The sequence below is a fragment of the Streptomyces spinosus genome (genome assembly GCF_020400655.1).
Lineage (GTDB): Bacteria > Actinomycetota > Actinomycetes > Streptomycetales > Streptomycetaceae > Streptomyces > Streptomyces argyrophylli.
In genome coordinates, this window is sequence record NZ_JAINRC010000014.1 from 141,166 (window position 1) to 157,747 (window position 16,582).

Genomic DNA, 16,582 nt, shown 5'->3' on the forward strand with positions numbered 1-16,582 from the left:
CCGCGACGCCCACGCTTGCCCGGACCGCGCCCAGCCCCGCGCCGGCCGGCGCGGGGCCCACGTCTTCGCCTCGCCCTCCGAGACCCGCATCCTGCGGGGCGCCCTCCGCTTCCTCGTCCGCACACCGGCCGTCCGGCGGCAGGCCGGCCGCGCACCAGTGCCTGCCAGGCCCCGCTCAGGTTCCAGGCCCTGCGGACCCTGTCCGCCTGGGAGCCGGCCGCGCCCGAGAAGTGCGCCCGGTCCGGAGCCCGCCGGCCGACGTCCCGCGCCTGGCGGGCCGGATGCGTGACGTCCGGTCCGCCACCCGGAAGACCTCCACTTCACCACCGGGAAGACGTTCCGCCGACGGCCTCCTGGTGAGCCGGAGGAGGCGACACGGCGGCTGACGTAGCCGTCGCCCGCACAGCACGCGCGCGTGGACCCGCGGCCCGCGGGGGAGGTCCACGCGCGCGTGCGTGCGTTCTCGGGCGCGGGGGAGGGAGAGCGGCAGGGCACCGTCCGGCAGCGCGCTGCCCTGTGCGTCGCGCCGGCAGGCCGGTGGCACGGGCGCCTCCCGGTCCGTCGGCGGCGCTGCTGTCGGCCGGCGCGGCCCCCGCCGGCCCGTCTCGTAGTCTTGGGCCCGTGCAGGTACTCCACGACGCCCCCCTTGCCCCGCTGACCACCTTCCGGCTGGGTGGTCCCGCGACGCGGCTGGTGACCGCCGCCACCGACGCCGAGGTGATCGCCGCCGTCCGCGAGGCGGACGACAGCGGCACCCCGCTGCTGGTCATCGGCGGCGGATCGAACCTGGTCATCGGCGACAAGGGCTTCGACGGCACCGCGCTGCGCATCGCCACGCGCGGGGTCGAGCTGCGCGGCACCACGCTGGAGCTGGCGGCCGGCGAGGTGTGGACCGACGCCGTGGCCCGCACCGTGGAGGCCGGGCTCGCCGGGATCGAGTGCCTGGCCGGCATCCCCGGATCCGCGGGCGCCACGCCGATCCAGAACGTGGGCGCCTACGGCCAGGAGGTCTCCTCGACGATCACCGAGGTGATCGCCTACGACCGGCGGGCCGGCGAGACCGTCACGCTGACGAACGAAGAGTGCGCCTTCTCGTACCGCCACAGCCGCTTCAAGGCCGACCCGGAGCGCTACGTCGTGCTCCGGGTCTGCTTCGAGCTGGAGGACGCGGGCGGGCTGTCCGCGCCGGTCAGGTACGCCGAGGCCGCCCGTGCGCTCGGTGTGGAGCCGGGGGACCGGGTGCCGCTGGCCGACGCCCGGGAGGCCGTGCTGAAGCTGCGCGCCGGCAAGGGCATGGTCCTCGACCCCGAGGACCACGACACCTGGTCGGCCGGCTCCTTCTTCACCAACCCGATCCTCGGCGACGAGCAGTTCGCCGCGTTCCGCGCGCGCGTGCGGGCACGGCTGGGCGAGGGCGTCGAGCCGCCCGCCTACCCGGCGGGGGAGGGCCGTACGAAGACCTCAGCGGCCTGGCTGATCGACAAGGCGGGCTTCACCAAGGGGTACGGCAGCGGCCCCGCCCGCATCTCCACCAAGCACACCCTCGCGCTCACCAACCGGGGCGGTGCCACCACGGAGGACCTGCTCGCGCTGGCCCGCGAGGTGATCGCCGGTGTCCGCGAGGCGTTCGGCGTCACCCTGGTCAACGAGCCGGTGACCGTCGGCGTCGGCATCTAGGAGCGGTTGCCGGAGCGGTGGCGGGCGGCGCCGCTCAGTAGGCCACCCCGACCCCCTGCTTCAGGGTCTCCTCGGCGTCGATCAGCGCGAGCATGGCGTGCGCGACGTCCGCACGCCCGATGAAGCGTCCCCGGGGCGGGAAGCCGCCGACGACGGTGCGGTAGCGGCCGGTGAGCGGCTTGTCCTGGAGCCGGGGCGGCCGTACGGACGTCCAGTCCGTGCCGCTGTGGGCCAGCTCCGCCTCCATCCCCCGCAGGTCGGCGTAGACGTCCGCGAGGATCGCCGACACCAGGCGCCGCACCGCCCGGTCCAGGAGGCCGTCGTGCGCCGGGGCCGGGCCGACCGGCGCGGCGCTCACCACCAGCAGCCGGCGTACCCCCTCCGCCTCCATGGCATCCAGCACCGTGCGGGTCAGCCGGGTGGCCACCCCGGCGTCCTCGCGGCTGCGCGCGCCCAGGCCCGACAAGACGGCGTCCCGGCCCCGTACGGCGGGCCGCAGCTCCTCGGGGTCGCTCAGGTCGCTGCGGACGATCTCCAGACGGTCGCCGGTGACGGCGAGCCGGGCCGGGTCCCGTACCACCGCTGTGACCTCGTGACCGGCGTCCAGGGCCTGGCGGACCAGCTCCCGGCCGATCCCTCCCGTGGCGCCGAAGACAGTGAGCTTCATGGTGACGTTCGACTCCCTAGGTTCGCGGACAATGGTGGGTAAGTATTCACTCACCCGTGTGGCCTCTAGGGTGGGTAGGCACTCACCCACCCGTCAAGTCCCGATCGGAGCCCCATGGAGACGAAGCCGGCGCGTGTCCGCATCCTCGACGCGGCCCACGAGCTGATGCTCACCGTCGGACTCGCCCGCGCCACCACCAAGGAGATCGCCCGCGCGGCCGGCTGCTCCGAAGCGGCCCTCTACAAGTACTTCGACAGCAAGGAGGAGCTGTTCGTACGGGTCCTCACCGAGCGACTGCCCCGCCTCACCCCGCTGCTCAGCGGCCTCGCCGCCGAACCGGGCCAGGGCACGCTCGCCGGGAACCTCACCGAGATCGCCCGCCAGGCCGCCCTCTTCTACGAGCAGAGCTTCCCGATCGCCGCATCCCTCTACGCCGAGACCCAGCTCAAGCGCCGCCACGACGAAGCCCTGCGCGCGATCGGCTCCGGCCCGCACCTGCCCATCCAGGGCCTGGACGCCTACCTCCGCGCCGAGCAGGCCGCCGGCCGGGTCCGTGCCGACGCCGACACCTATGCCGCCGCCTCCCTCCTCATCGGCGCGTGCGCCCAGCGGGCGTTCGCCTACGACGCCACCGAGACCGGCGCCCGCCCGCCCGTGGACGAGTTCGCCACCCGCGTCGCCCGCACCCTGGTGGGCGGAATCTCCGTTGCGGAAACGCCGGGAGACGCGCGACCCTGACGCCATGAGGCACCCCACATGAGGCGTCCCCCATGCGGCTGAGGCTGCGCGAGTTCCGGCCCCGCACCGGGCCGCACGAGTACCGGATCATCCAGCCCCGGCACACCCTGCGCCACACCTCGCTGCGCGCCCCCGACCCCGTCGGCATGCTGCTCGGCGACCACGACGGGCTCGACCGGCTCGCCGCGCTGTTCGCCTTCGCCGCCCGCTCCCCGCACACGATCGTCCACGTGCCGCTGCGCGACGGCGTCCCGCCCGACGAGGGCGTCGGCGAACCGGTCGACCTGCTCCTCGTCCACGAAAGCCTCGGCCTGCGTCCCAGCCGGTGGCCCGACCTGCGCCGCCGGCTACGGCAAGGCACCCCGCTGACCGTCCGCACCGACGAGGCCCGCACCGCGCGGGACGCCGCCGCCTGGACCGAGCGCCGGGACCGGGCGGACTTCCGGGGCGACCTGCGGCACGCCACGCACGCGCGTACCTTCTTCCTCTTCGGTCACCGCCACGTCTTCGCCGGGACGGCCACCCGCTTCGCGGACGCGGCGGGCCGTGGGCCGTACCAGAAGCGTGTCGGCGAGGGGCGCATGGCGTACCTGGGGTCGTTCCTGCCCCTGGTCGACGCGCCCGGCGGCGGGCACCCGGCCGAGGTGATGGTCTGCTTCAAGGCCCGTCCGCCGTACGCCCACTTCAGACCGCCGGGCGCGCCAGCCAGTCGTCCACGCCGGCCAGCAGCCGCTTCCTGACCTCCTCCGGGGCGGCCGAACCGCGCACCGACTGCCGGGCCAGCTCCGCGAGTTCCGCGTCCGTGAAGCCGTGGGAGTGGCGGGCGATCTCGTACTGGGCGGCCAGCCGGGACCCGAACAGCAGTGGGTCGTCGGCGCCCAGCGCCATCGGGACGCCCGCCTCGAAGAGGGTGCGCAGCGGCACGTCCTCCGGCTTCTCGTACACGCCGAGCGCCACGTTCGACGCCGGGCACACCTCGCAGGTCACGCCCCGGTCGGCCAGCCGCTTCAGCAGCCGGGGGTCCTCCGCCGCCCGCACCCCGTGCCCGATCCGCGTGGCGTCCAGGTCGTCCAGGCAGTCCCGGACCGACGCCGGGCCGGTCAGCTCGCCGCCGTGCGGGGCCGACAGCAGACCGCCCTCCCGCGCGATGTGGAAGGCCCGGTCGAAGTCCCGCGCCATGCCCCGCCGCTCGTCGTTGGAGAGCCCGAAGCCGACCACGCCCCGGTCCGCGTAGCGCACCGCCAGCCGGGCCAGGGTGCGCGCGTCCAGCGGGTGCTTCATCCGGTTCGCGGCCACCAGCACCCGCATGCCGAGCCCGGTCTCCCGCGAGGTCGTGTCCACCGCGTCCAGGATGATCTCCAGGGCCGGGATCAGACCGCCCAGCCGGGGCGCGTACGACGTCGGGTCCACCTGGATCTCCAGCCAGCCCGAGCCGTCCCGCAGGTCCTCCTCGGCGGCCTCCCGGACCAGGCGCCGGATGTCCTCCGGCTCGCGCAGACAGGAGCGCGCGGCGTCGTACAGCCGCTGGAAACGGAACCAGCCCCGCTCGTCCGTGGCCCGCAGTCTCGGCGGTTCCCCGCTGGTCAGCGCCTCCGTCAGCGCGTCGGGCAGGCGGACGCCGTACTTGTCGGCCAGTTCCAGGACGGTGCCCGGTCGCATCGAGCCGGTGAAGTGCAGGTGCAGATGGGCTTTCGGCAGCTCAGAGAGATCACGTACACGCTCCATTCCCAGATCCTGCCGTATGTCCCCGCTGTCCCGGTAGCCGTTTCCCCCGACGTGGTCTTGCTCGCACAAAGGAACAGGGGCACCTCCGCAGATCCGGAGGTGCCCCTGTCCGGGAACGGACGACTCAGTCCCTGGCCTCCGCCAGCAGCTTCTGGATGCGGCTCACGCCCTCGGCGAGGTCCTCGTCACCGAGCGCGTACGACAGCCGCAGGTAACCCGGCGTGCCGAACGCCTCGCCCGGGACGACCGCGACCTCGGCCTCCTCCAGGATCAGCGCGGCCAGCTCGACGGTGTCCTGCGGGCGCTTGCCGCGGATCTCCTTGCCGAGCAGCGCCTTGACCGACGGGTAGGCGTAGAACGCGCCCTCGGGCTCGGGGCAGACCACGCCGTCGATCTCGTTGAGCATCCGCACGATGGTCTTGCGGCGCCGGTCGAACGCCTCGCGCATCGTCGCCACGGCGTCGAGGTCACCGGAGACGGCGGCCAGCGCGGCCACCTGGGCGACGTTGGAGACGTTCGACGTGGCGTGCGACTGGAGGTTCGTCGCGGCCTTGACCACGTCCTTCGGGCCGATGACCCAGCCCACGCGCCAGCCGGTCATGGCGTACGTCTTCGCCACACCGTTGACCACGATGCACTTGTCGCGCAGCTCGGGGAAGAGCCCAGGCAGGGACACGGCGGCGGCGTCGCCGTAGACCAGGTGCTCGTAGATCTCGTCGGTGAGCACCCACAGGCCGTGCTCGACGGCCCAGCGGCCGATCGCCTCGGTCTCGGCCTCGGAGTACACCGCGCCGGTCGGGTTGGACGGGGAGACGAACAGCACGACCTTCGTCTTCTCCGTGCGCGCCGCCTCCAGCTGCTCGACCGAGACCCGGTAGCCGGTGGTCTCGTCGGCGACGACCTCGACCGGGACACCGCCGGCCAGGCGGATCGACTCCGGGTAGGTCGTCCAGTACGGCGCGGGGACGATGACCTCGTCGCCCGGGTCGAGGATCGCGGCGAACGCCTCGTAGATGGCCTGCTTGCCACCGTTGGTGACGAGGATCTGCGAGACGTCGGGCTCCCAGCCGGAGTCGCGCAGCGTCTTCGCGGCGATGGCGGCCTTCAGCTCGGGCAGGCCGCCGGCCGGGGTGTAGCGGTGGTACTTCGGGTTCTTGCAGGCCTCGACGGCCGCCTCGACGATGTAGTCCGGGGTCGGGAAGTCGGGCTCACCGGCGCCGAAGCCGATCACCGGACGCCCGGCGGCCTTCAGGGCCTTCGCCTTGGCGTCCACGGCGAGGGTGGCGGACTCGGAGATCGCGCCGACTCGGGCGGAGACCCGGCGCTCGGTGGGAGGGGTTGCAGCGCTCATGCGGCCCATCGTTCCAGACCGCGAACGCGCCCGGCACACGGGTTTCACGGACTGAGCGGGAAGGGGTCGAGGCGTGAACAGGGGTCCGAATCCGGCCCCCGGCCTGGACGATCTTCGGCCGGGTGGTACCGGACGGGCGCTTTCTGTTCGACGCCGGGCCCCGGACCACGTACACTCTCACCTCGTTGGCCTTCAGCAGCCGCCGCCGAGCCGGTGCACACCGGGCACCCGGTCGGATGCGGTACGTTGGGGGGCACACAAAGGGTCGTAGCTCAATTGGTAGAGCACCGGTCTCCAAAACCGGCGGTTGGGGGTTCAAGTCCCTCCGGCCCTGCTACACACACCGCCAGGATGTGTGCGCATGTACGTACTGCAATGCACCGCCGTGCGGCTCAGAAACCGGGCGCGGCACGGCCACGACCCGGGATCAGGTGAGGACTATGACGGACGCCGTGGGCTCCATCGACACGCCTGACGCCCAGGACGAGGTGTCCGAGTCCAAGAAGAGGGCTCGCAAGGGCGGCAAGCGCGCAAAGAAGGGCCCGCTCAAGCGTCTGGCCACCTTCTACCGCCAGATCATCGCGGAGCTCCGCAAGGTCGTCTGGCCCTCGCGCAACCAGCTCACCTCGTACACCACCGTGGTGATCTTCTTCGTCGCCATCATGATCGCCCTGGTGACCGTGATTGACTATGGGCTCAACCACGCGGCCAAGTACGTCTTCGGCTGAGCCAAGAGCGAAGGGCGCCGTGGTACCGGCGCCCGTTTTCGCATGTTCCACCCCTATGTATCCAGGAAGAAGCAGCCATCGTGTCTGACCCGAACCTGAACGACGACGCCACCGAGCCCCGAGGGCTGGCTGCCGAGACGGTGGACGACGAGCTCGACATCGTCGAGGGCGCGGACGAGCAGGACGAGTTCGAGGCTGCCGAGGCCGAGGCGGGTGAGCCGGCCGAGGAGGCCGCGCTGCACGTCGAGGACGAGGACGAAGAGGCCGAGGCCGACGCGGAGGCCGCCGTCGCGGAGGCCGCCGAGGAAGAGCCCGCCGCCCCGGTGGACCCGGTCGAGGCCCTGCGCGAAGAACTGCGCACCCTGCCCGGCGAGTGGTACGTCATCCACACCTACGCCGGCTACGAGAACCGCGTGAAGACCAACCTGGAGCAGCGCGCCGTCTCGCTGAACGTCGAGGACTACATCTTCCAGGCCGAGGTGCCGCAGGAAGAGGTCGTCCAGATCAAGAACGGCGACCGCAAGACGATCAAGCAGAACAAGCTGCCGGGTTACGTCCTGGTCCGCATGGACCTGACCAACGAGTCCTGGGGCGTCGTCCGCAACACCCCGGGCGTCACCGGCTTCGTCGGCAACGCCTACGACCCGTACCCGCTGACCCTGGACGAGATCGTCAAGATGCTCGCCCCGGAGGCCGAGGAGAAGGCCGCCCGCGAGGCCGCCGAGGCCGAGGGCAAGCCCGCCCCGCAGCGCAAGGTCGAGGTCCAGGTGCTGGACTTCGAGGTCGGCGACTCGGTCACCGTCACCGACGGCCCGTTCGCCACGCTCCAGGCGACCATCAACGAGATCAACCCCGACTCGAAGAAGGTCAAGGGCCTGGTGGAGATCTTCGGCCGCGAGACGCCGGTCGAGCTCTCCTTCGACCAGATCCAGAAGAACTAGACCTTTTCTGGACGTACTGCTTCCGTGCAGGTCAGGCGGGCTGGTTCAGCCCTCCTGACCTGCACGGTTTTTGGCCGCGCATCTATACCCGTTATCGTTGTGCGGTATGCCTGCATCCGGGTGGTCCCCGGAGGCGGGCAGGACCCGAACCGAAAGGACCCGGAGAGCTATGCCTCCCAAGAAGAAGAAGGTCACGGGGCTCATCAAGCTCCAGATCCAGGCCGGCGCCGCCAACCCGGCTCCGCCGGTCGGCCCGGCGCTGGGTCAGCACGGCGTCAACATCATGGAGTTCTGCAAGGCCTACAACGCCGCGACCGAGTCGCAGCGCGGTTGGGTCATCCCGGTGGAGATCACGGTCTACGAGGACCGCTCCTTCACCTTCATCACCAAGACGCCGCCGGCCGCGAAGATGATCCTCAAGGCCGCGGGCATCGAGAAGGGCTCCGGCGAGCCGCACAAGACCAAGGTCGCCAAGATCACCGAGGCGCAGGTCCGCGAGATCGCCCAGACCAAGATGCCCGACCTGAACGCGAACGACCTGGACGCCGCCGCGAAGATCATCGCCGGTACCGCGCGTTCCATGGGCGTCACGGTCGAGGGCTGACCCCAACCCCCCAAGCAGTCATGCGGCCGTAGCCGGTCGCACGTGGCAGGGCCTGCTCGGCCCAGGGACCACGACTCCTTCAGAACACACAGGAGCAAGTTGTGAGCAAGCGCAGCAAGGCTCTCCGCGCTGCGGACGCCAAGGTCGACCGGGAGAAGCTGTACGCCCCGCTCGAGGCCGTCCGTCTGGCCAAGGAGACCTCCACGACCAAGTTCGACGCCACCGTCGAGGTCGCCTTCCGTCTGGGTGTCGACCCGCGCAAGGCCGACCAGATGGTCCGTGGCACCGTGAACCTTCCGCACGGCACCGGCAAGACCGCCCGGGTCCTGGTCTTCGCGACCGGTGACCGTGCTGCGGCCGCGGAGGCCGCCGGCGCCGACATCGTCGGCTCCGACGAACTGATCGACGAGGTGGCGAAGGGCCGTCTGGACTTCGACGCCGTCGTCGCCACCCCGGACCTCATGGGCAAGGTCGGCCGCCTCGGCCGCGTCCTCGGCCCGCGTGGTCTGATGCCGAACCCGAAGACCGGCACCGTCACCCCCGACGTCGCCAAGGCCGTCACCGACATCAAGGGCGGCAAGATCGAGTTCCGCGTCGACAAGCACTCGAACCTGCACTTCATCATCGGCAAGGCGTCCTTCGACGACACCAAGCTGGTGGAGAACTACGGCGCCGCGCTGGAGGAGATCCTCCGTCTGAAGCCGTCCGCCGCCAAGGGTCGCTACATCAAGAAGGCCGCGGTCAGCACCACCATGGGCCCCGGCATCCCGGTCGACCCGAACCGCACCCGTAACCTCCTCGTCGAGGAGGACCCGGCCGCCGTCTGAGCCCTCGGCTCAGCCCGGTAGCCGCGTCAGGTACGCGTGAAGAAAAGGGCGGGCCCTGGAACCTCGAAGGTTCCGGGCCCGTCCTTTCTTTGTGCGACTTTTCGCACGACTGTCAGTGGCCTGGCATACGGTGCAGGCACAGGACACGTATTAGGGGTGGGAGTACATGATGAGCACGATCGTGCGCCGGGCGGCCCTTTCCGCAGCCGTGGTGGCCGCGCTGACCGGAGTGGCCGCGTGCGGCTCCTCCGACTCCGGCAAGGACGGCGGTGAGAAGGCGGCCGGCAAGACCGCGACGCGCGTCAGCCCCATCGCCGCCCTGCGCTCCGCGGAGAAGTCCACGGACAAGGCCGACTCCGCCAAGGTGCGCTCCACCACGTCCATCGGCAAGCTCATGTCGATGACCGCGAACGGCGCCCTCACCTGGGGCGACGGCCTCAAGGGCAACCTCACCATCACGTACACCGGCGGCCAGATGGCCGAGCTGATGAAGAAGGCCGGCACGCAGTCGATGGAGGCCCGGTACCTGCCGGACGCCTACTACGCGCACATGAGCGACACGTACGCCCAGCAGGCGGGCGGCGGAAAGCACTGGATCAAGTACTCCTACGACGACCTCGCCAAGCTCGGCGGCGCCTCCGGTTCGTACATGAAGGACCAGATCCAGAACGCCACGCCGAACCAGTCCGTGAAGATGCTGCTGGCCTCCGGCGACGTCAAGAAGGTCGGCGAGGAGACGGTCTCCGGCGTCCACACCACCCACTACTCGGGCACGCTGAACGTCGCCGACCTCGCGGGCAAGACCAGCAACCTCAGCGCCGAGCAGTTGTCGGCCCTGAAGAAGCAGCTCAGCCAGGCCGGCGTCACCACCGACACGGTCGACATCTGGATCAACGACCAGGACCTGCTGGTCAAGAAGACCGAGAAGGCCGACACGGCCAACGGCGCCATGACCAACACGTCCTTCTACACCGACTACGGCGTGAAGGTCACCGCCGAGGCGCCCCCGGCCGGCGACACCAAGGACTTCGCGGACATGCTGAAGGCCGGCGGCACGCTGTCGGGCGGCACCGGCGCCACGTCCTGACCCGCCGGAACACCGCCTCCCCGAGGCGGTGACGGGGAGGGCCTCCCGTGGGGGCTGCGGCCATGAGCCACGGTTTCCGCCGGGCAGGCTGCCCACCGCCAGGGCCTCCTGCCGAGGAGCCCCGGCCGGGGTCTGCGGCTCTGGATGGCCCGGCCTGGCCGGCCGTGCGCGAGTGGCCGGCACGCGCGACGCCCTCCCGGCAGAGGCCGGCTCGCTCGGGCAGAGACCGCGGCCAGGGGGCGTTCGCCCCGGGCCACGGCCTCCCGTCGCTCGGCCCGCTCCCGGGCCGTGACCTCCCGCCCTCGCCGCGCTCGCTCGGGCCGGGGCTGCGGTCAGGGGTCGCTTGCCCGGGCGACGGCCTTCCGTCCTCGGCCCGCGCGTCTTGGCTCGGGCGCCGACGCGGATCGCTCGTCCGAGCCACGGCCTCCCGCAGAGGCCGGCTCGCCCGGGTGAGGGGCCGCGGCCACGAGTCGCTCGTCCGGTCCCGGGCCCCCGTCACGGCCTGCCCGCTCGCGCCATGGCCCTTGGTCCCCGGCACGCTCGTCAGAACCAGGGCTGCGGCCACGGGGCGCTCGTCCGAGCCACGGCCTCCCGCCACCGCCCGCCCCGCAGGGGCCTGCCCGCCGGAGCCCGGCCTCACGCCGCCGCCCGCCCCCGCAAGGGGGCCCGCTCGCCCCGGCCACGGCTTCTCGTCGCAGCCCGCCGCAGGCGTCGCACCCTCTCGTCGCAGCCCGCCGCAGGCGCCTCACCCCCCGTCACGCCCCGCCGCAGGCGCCGCACCTCCCCGTGGAGGGCCGCCGGACCTGTCCGGGGAGCGTGTTGCCCCGGGCGGCGTGGGCCTAAACGGCTGATTTGCTCGGAGGAGGTCGCGTCCCGTACTCTCTTCGAGAAGCCAAAGACCGCTGGTCGTTGCCGTGCGCTCGAATGAGGGTGCGGTGGCCGAAGGATCCGCTGAAAAGTGGACGACCCGCGCAGGTGACAGTGGAAGAACTCCCGGAGTGCGCGCGCCGAGCGCGTGTGCGGCCGGTCGAGTCCGCCCCGTGCGCCTGCGCCGGGGCGTTTCGTTTTCCCCAGTCCTCCTTCGGGTCCGCGCGGTCCGAATCACCCGGAAGGAGGCCGAGGCTCTATGGCGAGGCCCGACAAGGCTGCCGCGGTTGCTGAGCTGACGGACAAGTTCCGCAGCTCGAACGCCGCCGTGCTGACCGAGTACCGCGGTCTCACCGTGGCGCAGCTCAAGACGCTGCGCCGGTCGCTCGGTGAGAACGCCCAGTACGCCGTGGTGAAGAACACGCTGACCAAGATTGCGGCCAACGAGGCCGGGATCACGCTGGACGACCAGCTCTTCGCTGGTCCGACGGCCGTCGCCTTCGTCACCGGTGACCCGGTGGAGTCGGCGAAGGGTCTCCGTGACTTCGCCAAGGACAACCCCAATCTCGTCATCAAGGGCGGTGTCCTTGACGGCAAGGCGCTGTCCGCCGACGAGATCAAGAAGCTTGCGGACCTCGAGTCCCGCGAGGTTCTGCTCAGCAAGCTGGCCGGTGCCTTCAAGGCGAAGCAGTCCCAGGCTGCCTCCGTCTTCCAGGCGCTGCCGTCGAAGCTCGTCCGCACCGTGGACGCGCTGCGCGCCAAGCAGGCCGAGCAGGGCGGTGCCGAGTAATTCGGCTCGCTTTCTGATCCGCGCCCACGGCACGGGTCGCAGCGGGCCGACGTACGCCCGCCTTACCCAGTACATCCGGCACCTGCCGATTTGAGTGGAAGGACCGCCATCATGGCGAAGCTCAGCCAGGAAGACCTGCTTGCCCAGTTCGAGGAGATGACCCTCATCGAGCTCTCCGAGTTCGTGAAGGCCTTCGAGGAGAAGTTCGACGTCACCGCCGCCGCTGCCGCGCCGGTCGTCGTCGCCGGTGGTGCCGCTGGTGGCGCCGCCGCCGAGGCCGAGGAGGAGAAGGACGAGTTCGACGTCATCCTCACCGGCGCCGGCGAGAAGAAGATCCAGGTCATCAAGGTCGTGCGTGAGCTGACCTCCCTGGGTCTGAAGGAGGCCAAGGACCTCGTCGACGGCACCCCGAAGCCGGTCCTCGAGAAGGTCAACAAGGAGCAGGCCGACAAGGCCGCCGAGGCCCTCAAGGGCGCCGGCGCGTCCGTCGAGGTCAAGTAAGACCTTCGCGACCGCCGAAACGGCCCCCTAGGGCTGTAACGCGAACGCACCGAAGGGCGATCATCCATCCGGGTGGTCGCCCTTCGGCGTTCCCCGGGGTCCGGCTGGGCTGCCTTGCACCTCTGTTCGTGAGGGGTAAGGTGATCTTCGTCGTGTCTCCCGATGCGCCGGTTCCGGCAAGGAACCCTTGACGAACCGCACGCAGCGCGCAATTCTCAGGACGCGTCGTCACAAGGATCCGAATCCGAGGCATGGATCGGCGACGAAGAGGGCAGTATCAACGTGCGTTGAGGGCAGGCATGCCGAGGGCGTTGAAGAGGGCGTTGAGGGCAACGAGGGTCTTCGAAAACCCGCACTGGACATCAGTGTGCCAAGTGGCTACACTGTCCCTTTGCGCTGCCTGTTAGCTGTCCCCTGCCCGTCACCAGGGGTCTGCCCTCTTTTGAGCACAGTCGACCGAAGCCCCCCTGACCTGGGGTTTCCGTCTCTGTGTACGGGAGAGGGACCGGTACGCGCGTAGTGAGTCCGAGCCCTCGGAAGGACCCCCTCTTGGCCGCCTCGCGCACTGCCTCGACCGCGAATACGAACAACGGCGCCAGCACCGCCCCGCTGCGCATCTCCTTTGCAAAGATCAAGGAGCCCCTCGAGGTTCCGAACCTGCTCGCGCTGCAGACCGAGAGCTTTGACTGGCTGCTCGGCAACACCGCCTGGCAGACTCGGGTCGAGGAGGCCCTTGAGAACGGTCAGGACGTCCCCACCAAGTCCGGTCTGGAGGAGATCTTCGAGGAGATCTCCCCGATCGAGGACTTCTCCGGGTCGATGTCGCTGACGTTCCGGGACCACCGCTTCGAGCCGCCCAAGAACTCGATCGACGAGTGCAAGGAGCGCGACTTCACGTACGCCGCCCCGCTCTTCGTCACCGCCGAGTTCACCAACAACGAGACCGGCGAGATCAAGTCCCAGACCGTCTTCATGGGCGACTTCCCGCTCATGACGAACAAGGGCACTTTCGTCATCAACGGCACCGAGCGTGTCGTGGTGTCGCAGCTGGTCCGTTCCCCCGGTGTCTACTTCGACTCCAGCATCGACAAGACCTCTGACAAGGACATCTTCTCCGCCAAGATCATCCCGTCCCGGGGTGCCTGGCTGGAGATGGAGATCGACAAGCGCGACATGGTCGGTGTCCGCATCGACCGCAAGCGCAAGCAGTCGGTCACCGTGCTGCTGAAGGCGCTCGGCTGGACGACCGAGCAGATCCTTGAGGAGTTCGGCGACTACGAGTCGATGCGCGCCACCCTGGAGAAGGACCACACCCAGGGCCAGGACGACGCGCTGCTCGACATCTACCGCAAGCTGCGCCCGGGCGAGCCCCCCACGCGTGAGGCCGCGCAGACGCTGCTGGAGAACCTCTACTTCAACCCCAAGCGCTACGACCTCGCCAAGGTCGGCCGCTACAAGGTCAACAAGAAGCTGGGTACGGACACCCCGCTGGACGCGGGCATCCTGACCGTCGAGGACATCATCGCGACGATCAAGTACCTGGTGAAGCTGCACGCCGGCGAGACCGAGACCACCGGTGACAACGGCGAGACGGTCGTCGTCGAGACCGACGACATCGACCACTTCGGCAACCGTCGTCTGCGCAGCGTCGGCGAGCTCATCCAGAACCAGGTCCGCACGGGTCTGGCGCGTATGGAGCGTGTCGTCCGCGAGCGGATGACGACCCAGGACGTCGAGGCGATCACGCCGCAGACCCTGATCAACATCCGGCCGGTCGTCGCCTCCATCAAGGAGTTCTTCGGCACCAGCCAGCTGTCCCAGTTCATGGACCAGAACAACCCGCTGTCGGGTCTCACCCACAAGCGCCGTCTGTCGGCCCTTGGCCCGGGTGGTCTCTCCCGTGAGCGGGCCGGCTTCGAGGTCCGTGACGTGCACCCGTCGCACTACGGCCGTATGTGCCCGATCGAGACGCCGGAAGGCCCGAACATCGGTCTGATCGGCTCGCTCGCCTCCTACGGCCGGGTCAACGCGTTCGGCTTCGTCGAGACCCCGTACCGCAAGGTCATCGACGGCCAGGTCACCGACGAGGTCGACTACCTGACCGCCGACGAGGAGGACCGCTTCGTCATCGCGCAGGCCAACGCGCCGTTGACGAACGACCTCCGGTTCGAGGAGAGCCGCGTGCTCGTCCGCCGTCGTGGCGGCGAGGTCGACTACGTCGGCCCCGAGGACGTGGACTACATGGACGTCTCGCCGCGCCAGATGGTGTCGGTCGCGACCGCCATGATCCCCTTCCTCGAGCACGACGACGCCAACCGTGCCCTCATGGGCGCGAACATGATGCGCCAGGCCGTTCCGCTGATTAAGTCGGAGGCCCCGCTCGTCGGCACCGGCATGGAGTACCGCTCCGCCGTCGACGCCGGCGACGTCGTCAAGGCCGAGAAGGCCGGTGTGGTCCAGGAGGTCTCCGCGGACTACATCACCACCGCCAACGACGACGGCACGTACATCACGTACCGCCTGGCCAAGTTCGCCCGCTCCAACCAGGGCACCTCGGTCAACCAGAAGGTCATCGTCAACGAGGGCGACCGCGTCGTCGAGGGCCAGGTCCTCGCCGACGGCCCGGCCACCCAGAACGGCGAGATGGCCCTCGGCAAGAACCTGCTCGTGGCGTTCATGCCGTGGGAGGGTCACAACTACGAGGACGCGATCATCCTGTCGCAGCGCCTCGTGCAGGACGACGTCCTCTCCTCGATCCACATCGAGGAGCACGAGGTCGACGCCCGTGACACCAAGCTCGGCCCCGAGGAGATCACCCGGGACATCCCGAACGTCTCCGAGGAGGTCCTCGCCGACCTCGACGAGCGCGGCATCATCCGCATCGGCGCCGAGGTCATCGCCGGTGACATCCTCGTCGGCAAGGTCACCCCGAAGGGTGAGACCGAGCTGACGCCGGAGGAGCGCCTGCTGCGCGCGATCTTCGGTGAGAAGGCCCGTGAGGTCCGTGACACCTCGCTGAAGGTGCCGCACGGCGAGACCGGCAAGGTCATCGGTGTGCGCGTCTTCGACCGCGAGGAGGGCGACGAGCTGCCGCCGGGCGTGAACCAGCTGGTCCGCGTCTACGTCGCGCAGAAGCGCAAGATCACCGACGGTGACAAGCTCGCCGGCCGGCACGGCAACAAGGGTGTCATCTCCAAGATCCTGCCGATCGAGGACATGCCGTTCCTGGAGGACGGCACCCCGGTCGACATCATCCTCAACCCGCTGGGTGTGCCGTCCCGAATGAACCCGGGACAGGTGCTGGAGATCCACCTCGGCTGGCTCGCCAGCCGCGGCTGGGACGTCTCCGGCCTCGCGGAGGAGTGGGCCCAGCGCCTGCAGGCCATCGGCGCCGACCAGGTCGCCCCCGGCACCAACGTCGCGACCCCGGTCTTCGACGGTGCCCGTGAGGACGAGCTGGCGGGTCTGCTGCAGCACACCATCCCGAACCGGGACGGCGAGCGCATGGTGCTCCCGACCGGTAAGGCGCGGCTGTTCGACGGCCGTAGCGGTGAGCCGTTCCCGGACCCGATCTCGGTCGGCTACATGTACATCCTGAAGCTGCACCACCTGGTCGACGACAAGCTCCACGCCCGCTCGACCGGTCCGTACTCGATGATCACCCAGCAGCCGCTGGGTGGTAAGGCCCAGTTCGGTGGCCAGCGGTTCGGTGAGATGGAGGTGTGGGCCCTCGAGGCCTACGGCGCCGCGTACGCCCTCCAGGAGCTGCTGACCATCAAGTCCGACGACGTCACCGGCCGCGTGAAGGTCTACGAGGCCATCGTCAAGGGCGAGAACATCCCCGAGCCCGGCATCCCCGAGTCCTTCAAGGTGCTCATCAAGGAGATGCAGTCGCTCTGCCTGAACGTGGAGGTGCTGTCCAGCGACGGTATGTCCATCGAGATGCGCGACACCGACGAGGACGTCTTCCGCGCTGCGGAGGAGCTCGGCATCGACCTGTCCCGGCGCGAGCCGAGCAGCGTCGAAGAGGTCTGACGGGAGTCCGGTAGGGGCCTCGCCGCCGTGTGAGGCCCCCGCCG

General features: G+C 70.1%; 14 protein-coding genes and 1 tRNA gene. 12 read left to right on the forward strand and 3 right to left on the reverse strand.

Features of this window, described 5'->3' with window-relative positions; translation table 11 throughout:
- Positions 1-621 precede the first annotated feature (621 nt).
- Positions 622-1,677, forward strand: a complete 1,056-nt coding sequence (locus tag LG395_RS26500) for a UDP-N-acetylmuramate dehydrogenase (protein WP_225811487.1) — start codon at positions 622-624, stop codon at positions 1,675-1,677.
- A gap of 34 nt (positions 1,678-1,711) precedes the next feature.
- On the opposite strand, the gene LG395_RS26505 is transcribed toward LG395_RS26500, so the two are convergent.
- The gene (locus LG395_RS26505) at positions 1,712-2,344 is read right to left on the reverse strand and encodes an NAD(P)-dependent oxidoreductase (RefSeq protein WP_225811488.1); all 633 of its coding nucleotides are present in this window, start codon (positions 2,342-2,344) and stop codon (positions 1,712-1,714) included.
- Positions 2,345-2,458: 114 nt separating this feature from the next.
- Here LG395_RS26505 and LG395_RS26510 point away from each other — a divergent pair, with 114 nt between their 5' ends.
- Both LG395_RS26510 and LG395_RS26515 read left to right on the forward strand, forming a co-directional pair.
- Positions 2,459-3,082: a TetR/AcrR family transcriptional regulator gene (locus LG395_RS26510; RefSeq protein WP_225811489.1), complete on the forward strand. Its 624-nt coding sequence runs from the start codon at positions 2,459-2,461 to the stop codon at positions 3,080-3,082.
- Positions 3,083-3,114: 32 nt separating this feature from the next.
- Positions 3,115-3,822, forward strand: a complete 708-nt coding sequence (locus LG395_RS26515) for a hypothetical protein (protein ID WP_225811490.1) — start codon at positions 3,115-3,117, stop codon at positions 3,820-3,822.
- On the opposite strand, the gene LG395_RS26520 is transcribed toward LG395_RS26515, so the two are convergent.
- Positions 3,767-4,807 carry an adenosine deaminase gene (locus LG395_RS26520; RefSeq protein WP_225811491.1) on the reverse strand — a complete coding sequence of 347 codons (1,041 nt, stop codon included), beginning with the start codon at positions 4,805-4,807 and terminating at the stop codon, positions 3,767-3,769. The two genes, LG395_RS26515 and LG395_RS26520, sit on opposite strands and share 56 nt — an antisense overlap.
- Before the next feature lie 124 nt (positions 4,808-4,931).
- Positions 4,932-6,158, reverse strand: a complete 1,227-nt coding sequence (locus tag LG395_RS26525; RefSeq protein WP_171153702.1) for a pyridoxal phosphate-dependent aminotransferase — start codon at positions 6,156-6,158, stop codon at positions 4,932-4,934.
- Positions 6,159-6,419: 261 nt separating this feature from the next.
- Here LG395_RS26525 and LG395_RS26530 point away from each other — a divergent pair.
- The 9 genes from LG395_RS26530 to rpoB all read left to right on the forward strand — a co-directional run bounded on the left by LG395_RS26530 (position 6,420) and on the right by rpoB (position 16,538).
- A tRNA-Trp gene (locus tag LG395_RS26530) sits at positions 6,420-6,492 on the forward strand.
- Positions 6,493-6,598: 106 nt separating this feature from the next.
- Positions 6,599-6,886 (forward strand): preprotein translocase subunit SecE, encoded by a 288-nt coding sequence (gene secE / locus LG395_RS26535; RefSeq protein ID WP_014674349.1) that lies wholly within the window; start codon positions 6,599-6,601, stop codon positions 6,884-6,886.
- Positions 6,887-6,966: 80 nt separating this feature from the next.
- A complete protein-coding gene (gene nusG, locus LG395_RS26540) occupies positions 6,967-7,827 on the forward strand; it encodes a transcription termination/antitermination protein NusG (RefSeq protein WP_225811492.1) in 861 nt (286 codons plus the stop codon).
- Between the two features lie 169 nt (positions 7,828-7,996).
- Entirely contained in the window at positions 7,997-8,431 is a 435-nt protein-coding gene (rplK, locus tag LG395_RS26545) for a 50S ribosomal protein L11 (RefSeq protein ID WP_030345386.1), read from the forward strand.
- Positions 8,432-8,532: 101 nt separating this feature from the next.
- Positions 8,533-9,258, forward strand: a complete 726-nt coding sequence (rplA, locus tag LG395_RS26550) for a 50S ribosomal protein L1 (protein WP_171153697.1) — start codon at positions 8,533-8,535, stop codon at positions 9,256-9,258.
- Between the two features lie 166 nt (positions 9,259-9,424).
- A complete protein-coding gene (locus tag LG395_RS26555; protein WP_225811493.1) occupies positions 9,425-10,345 on the forward strand; it encodes an SCO4651 family lipoprotein in 921 nt (306 codons plus the stop codon).
- A 1,126-nt stretch (positions 10,346-11,471) separates the two neighbouring features.
- A complete protein-coding gene (rplJ, locus tag LG395_RS26560) occupies positions 11,472-12,002 on the forward strand; it encodes a 50S ribosomal protein L10 (protein ID WP_030641169.1) in 531 nt (176 codons plus the stop codon).
- Positions 12,003-12,113: 111 nt separating this feature from the next.
- Positions 12,114-12,503 carry a 50S ribosomal protein L7/L12 gene (gene rplL / locus LG395_RS26565; protein WP_030345391.1) on the forward strand — a complete coding sequence of 130 codons (390 nt, stop codon included), beginning with the start codon at positions 12,114-12,116 and terminating at the stop codon, positions 12,501-12,503.
- Between the two features lie 549 nt (positions 12,504-13,052).
- Entirely contained in the window at positions 13,053-16,538 is a 3,486-nt protein-coding gene (gene rpoB, locus LG395_RS26570) for a DNA-directed RNA polymerase subunit beta (protein ID WP_103812788.1), read from the forward strand.
- The last annotated feature ends 44 nt before the right edge of the window (positions 16,539-16,582 follow it).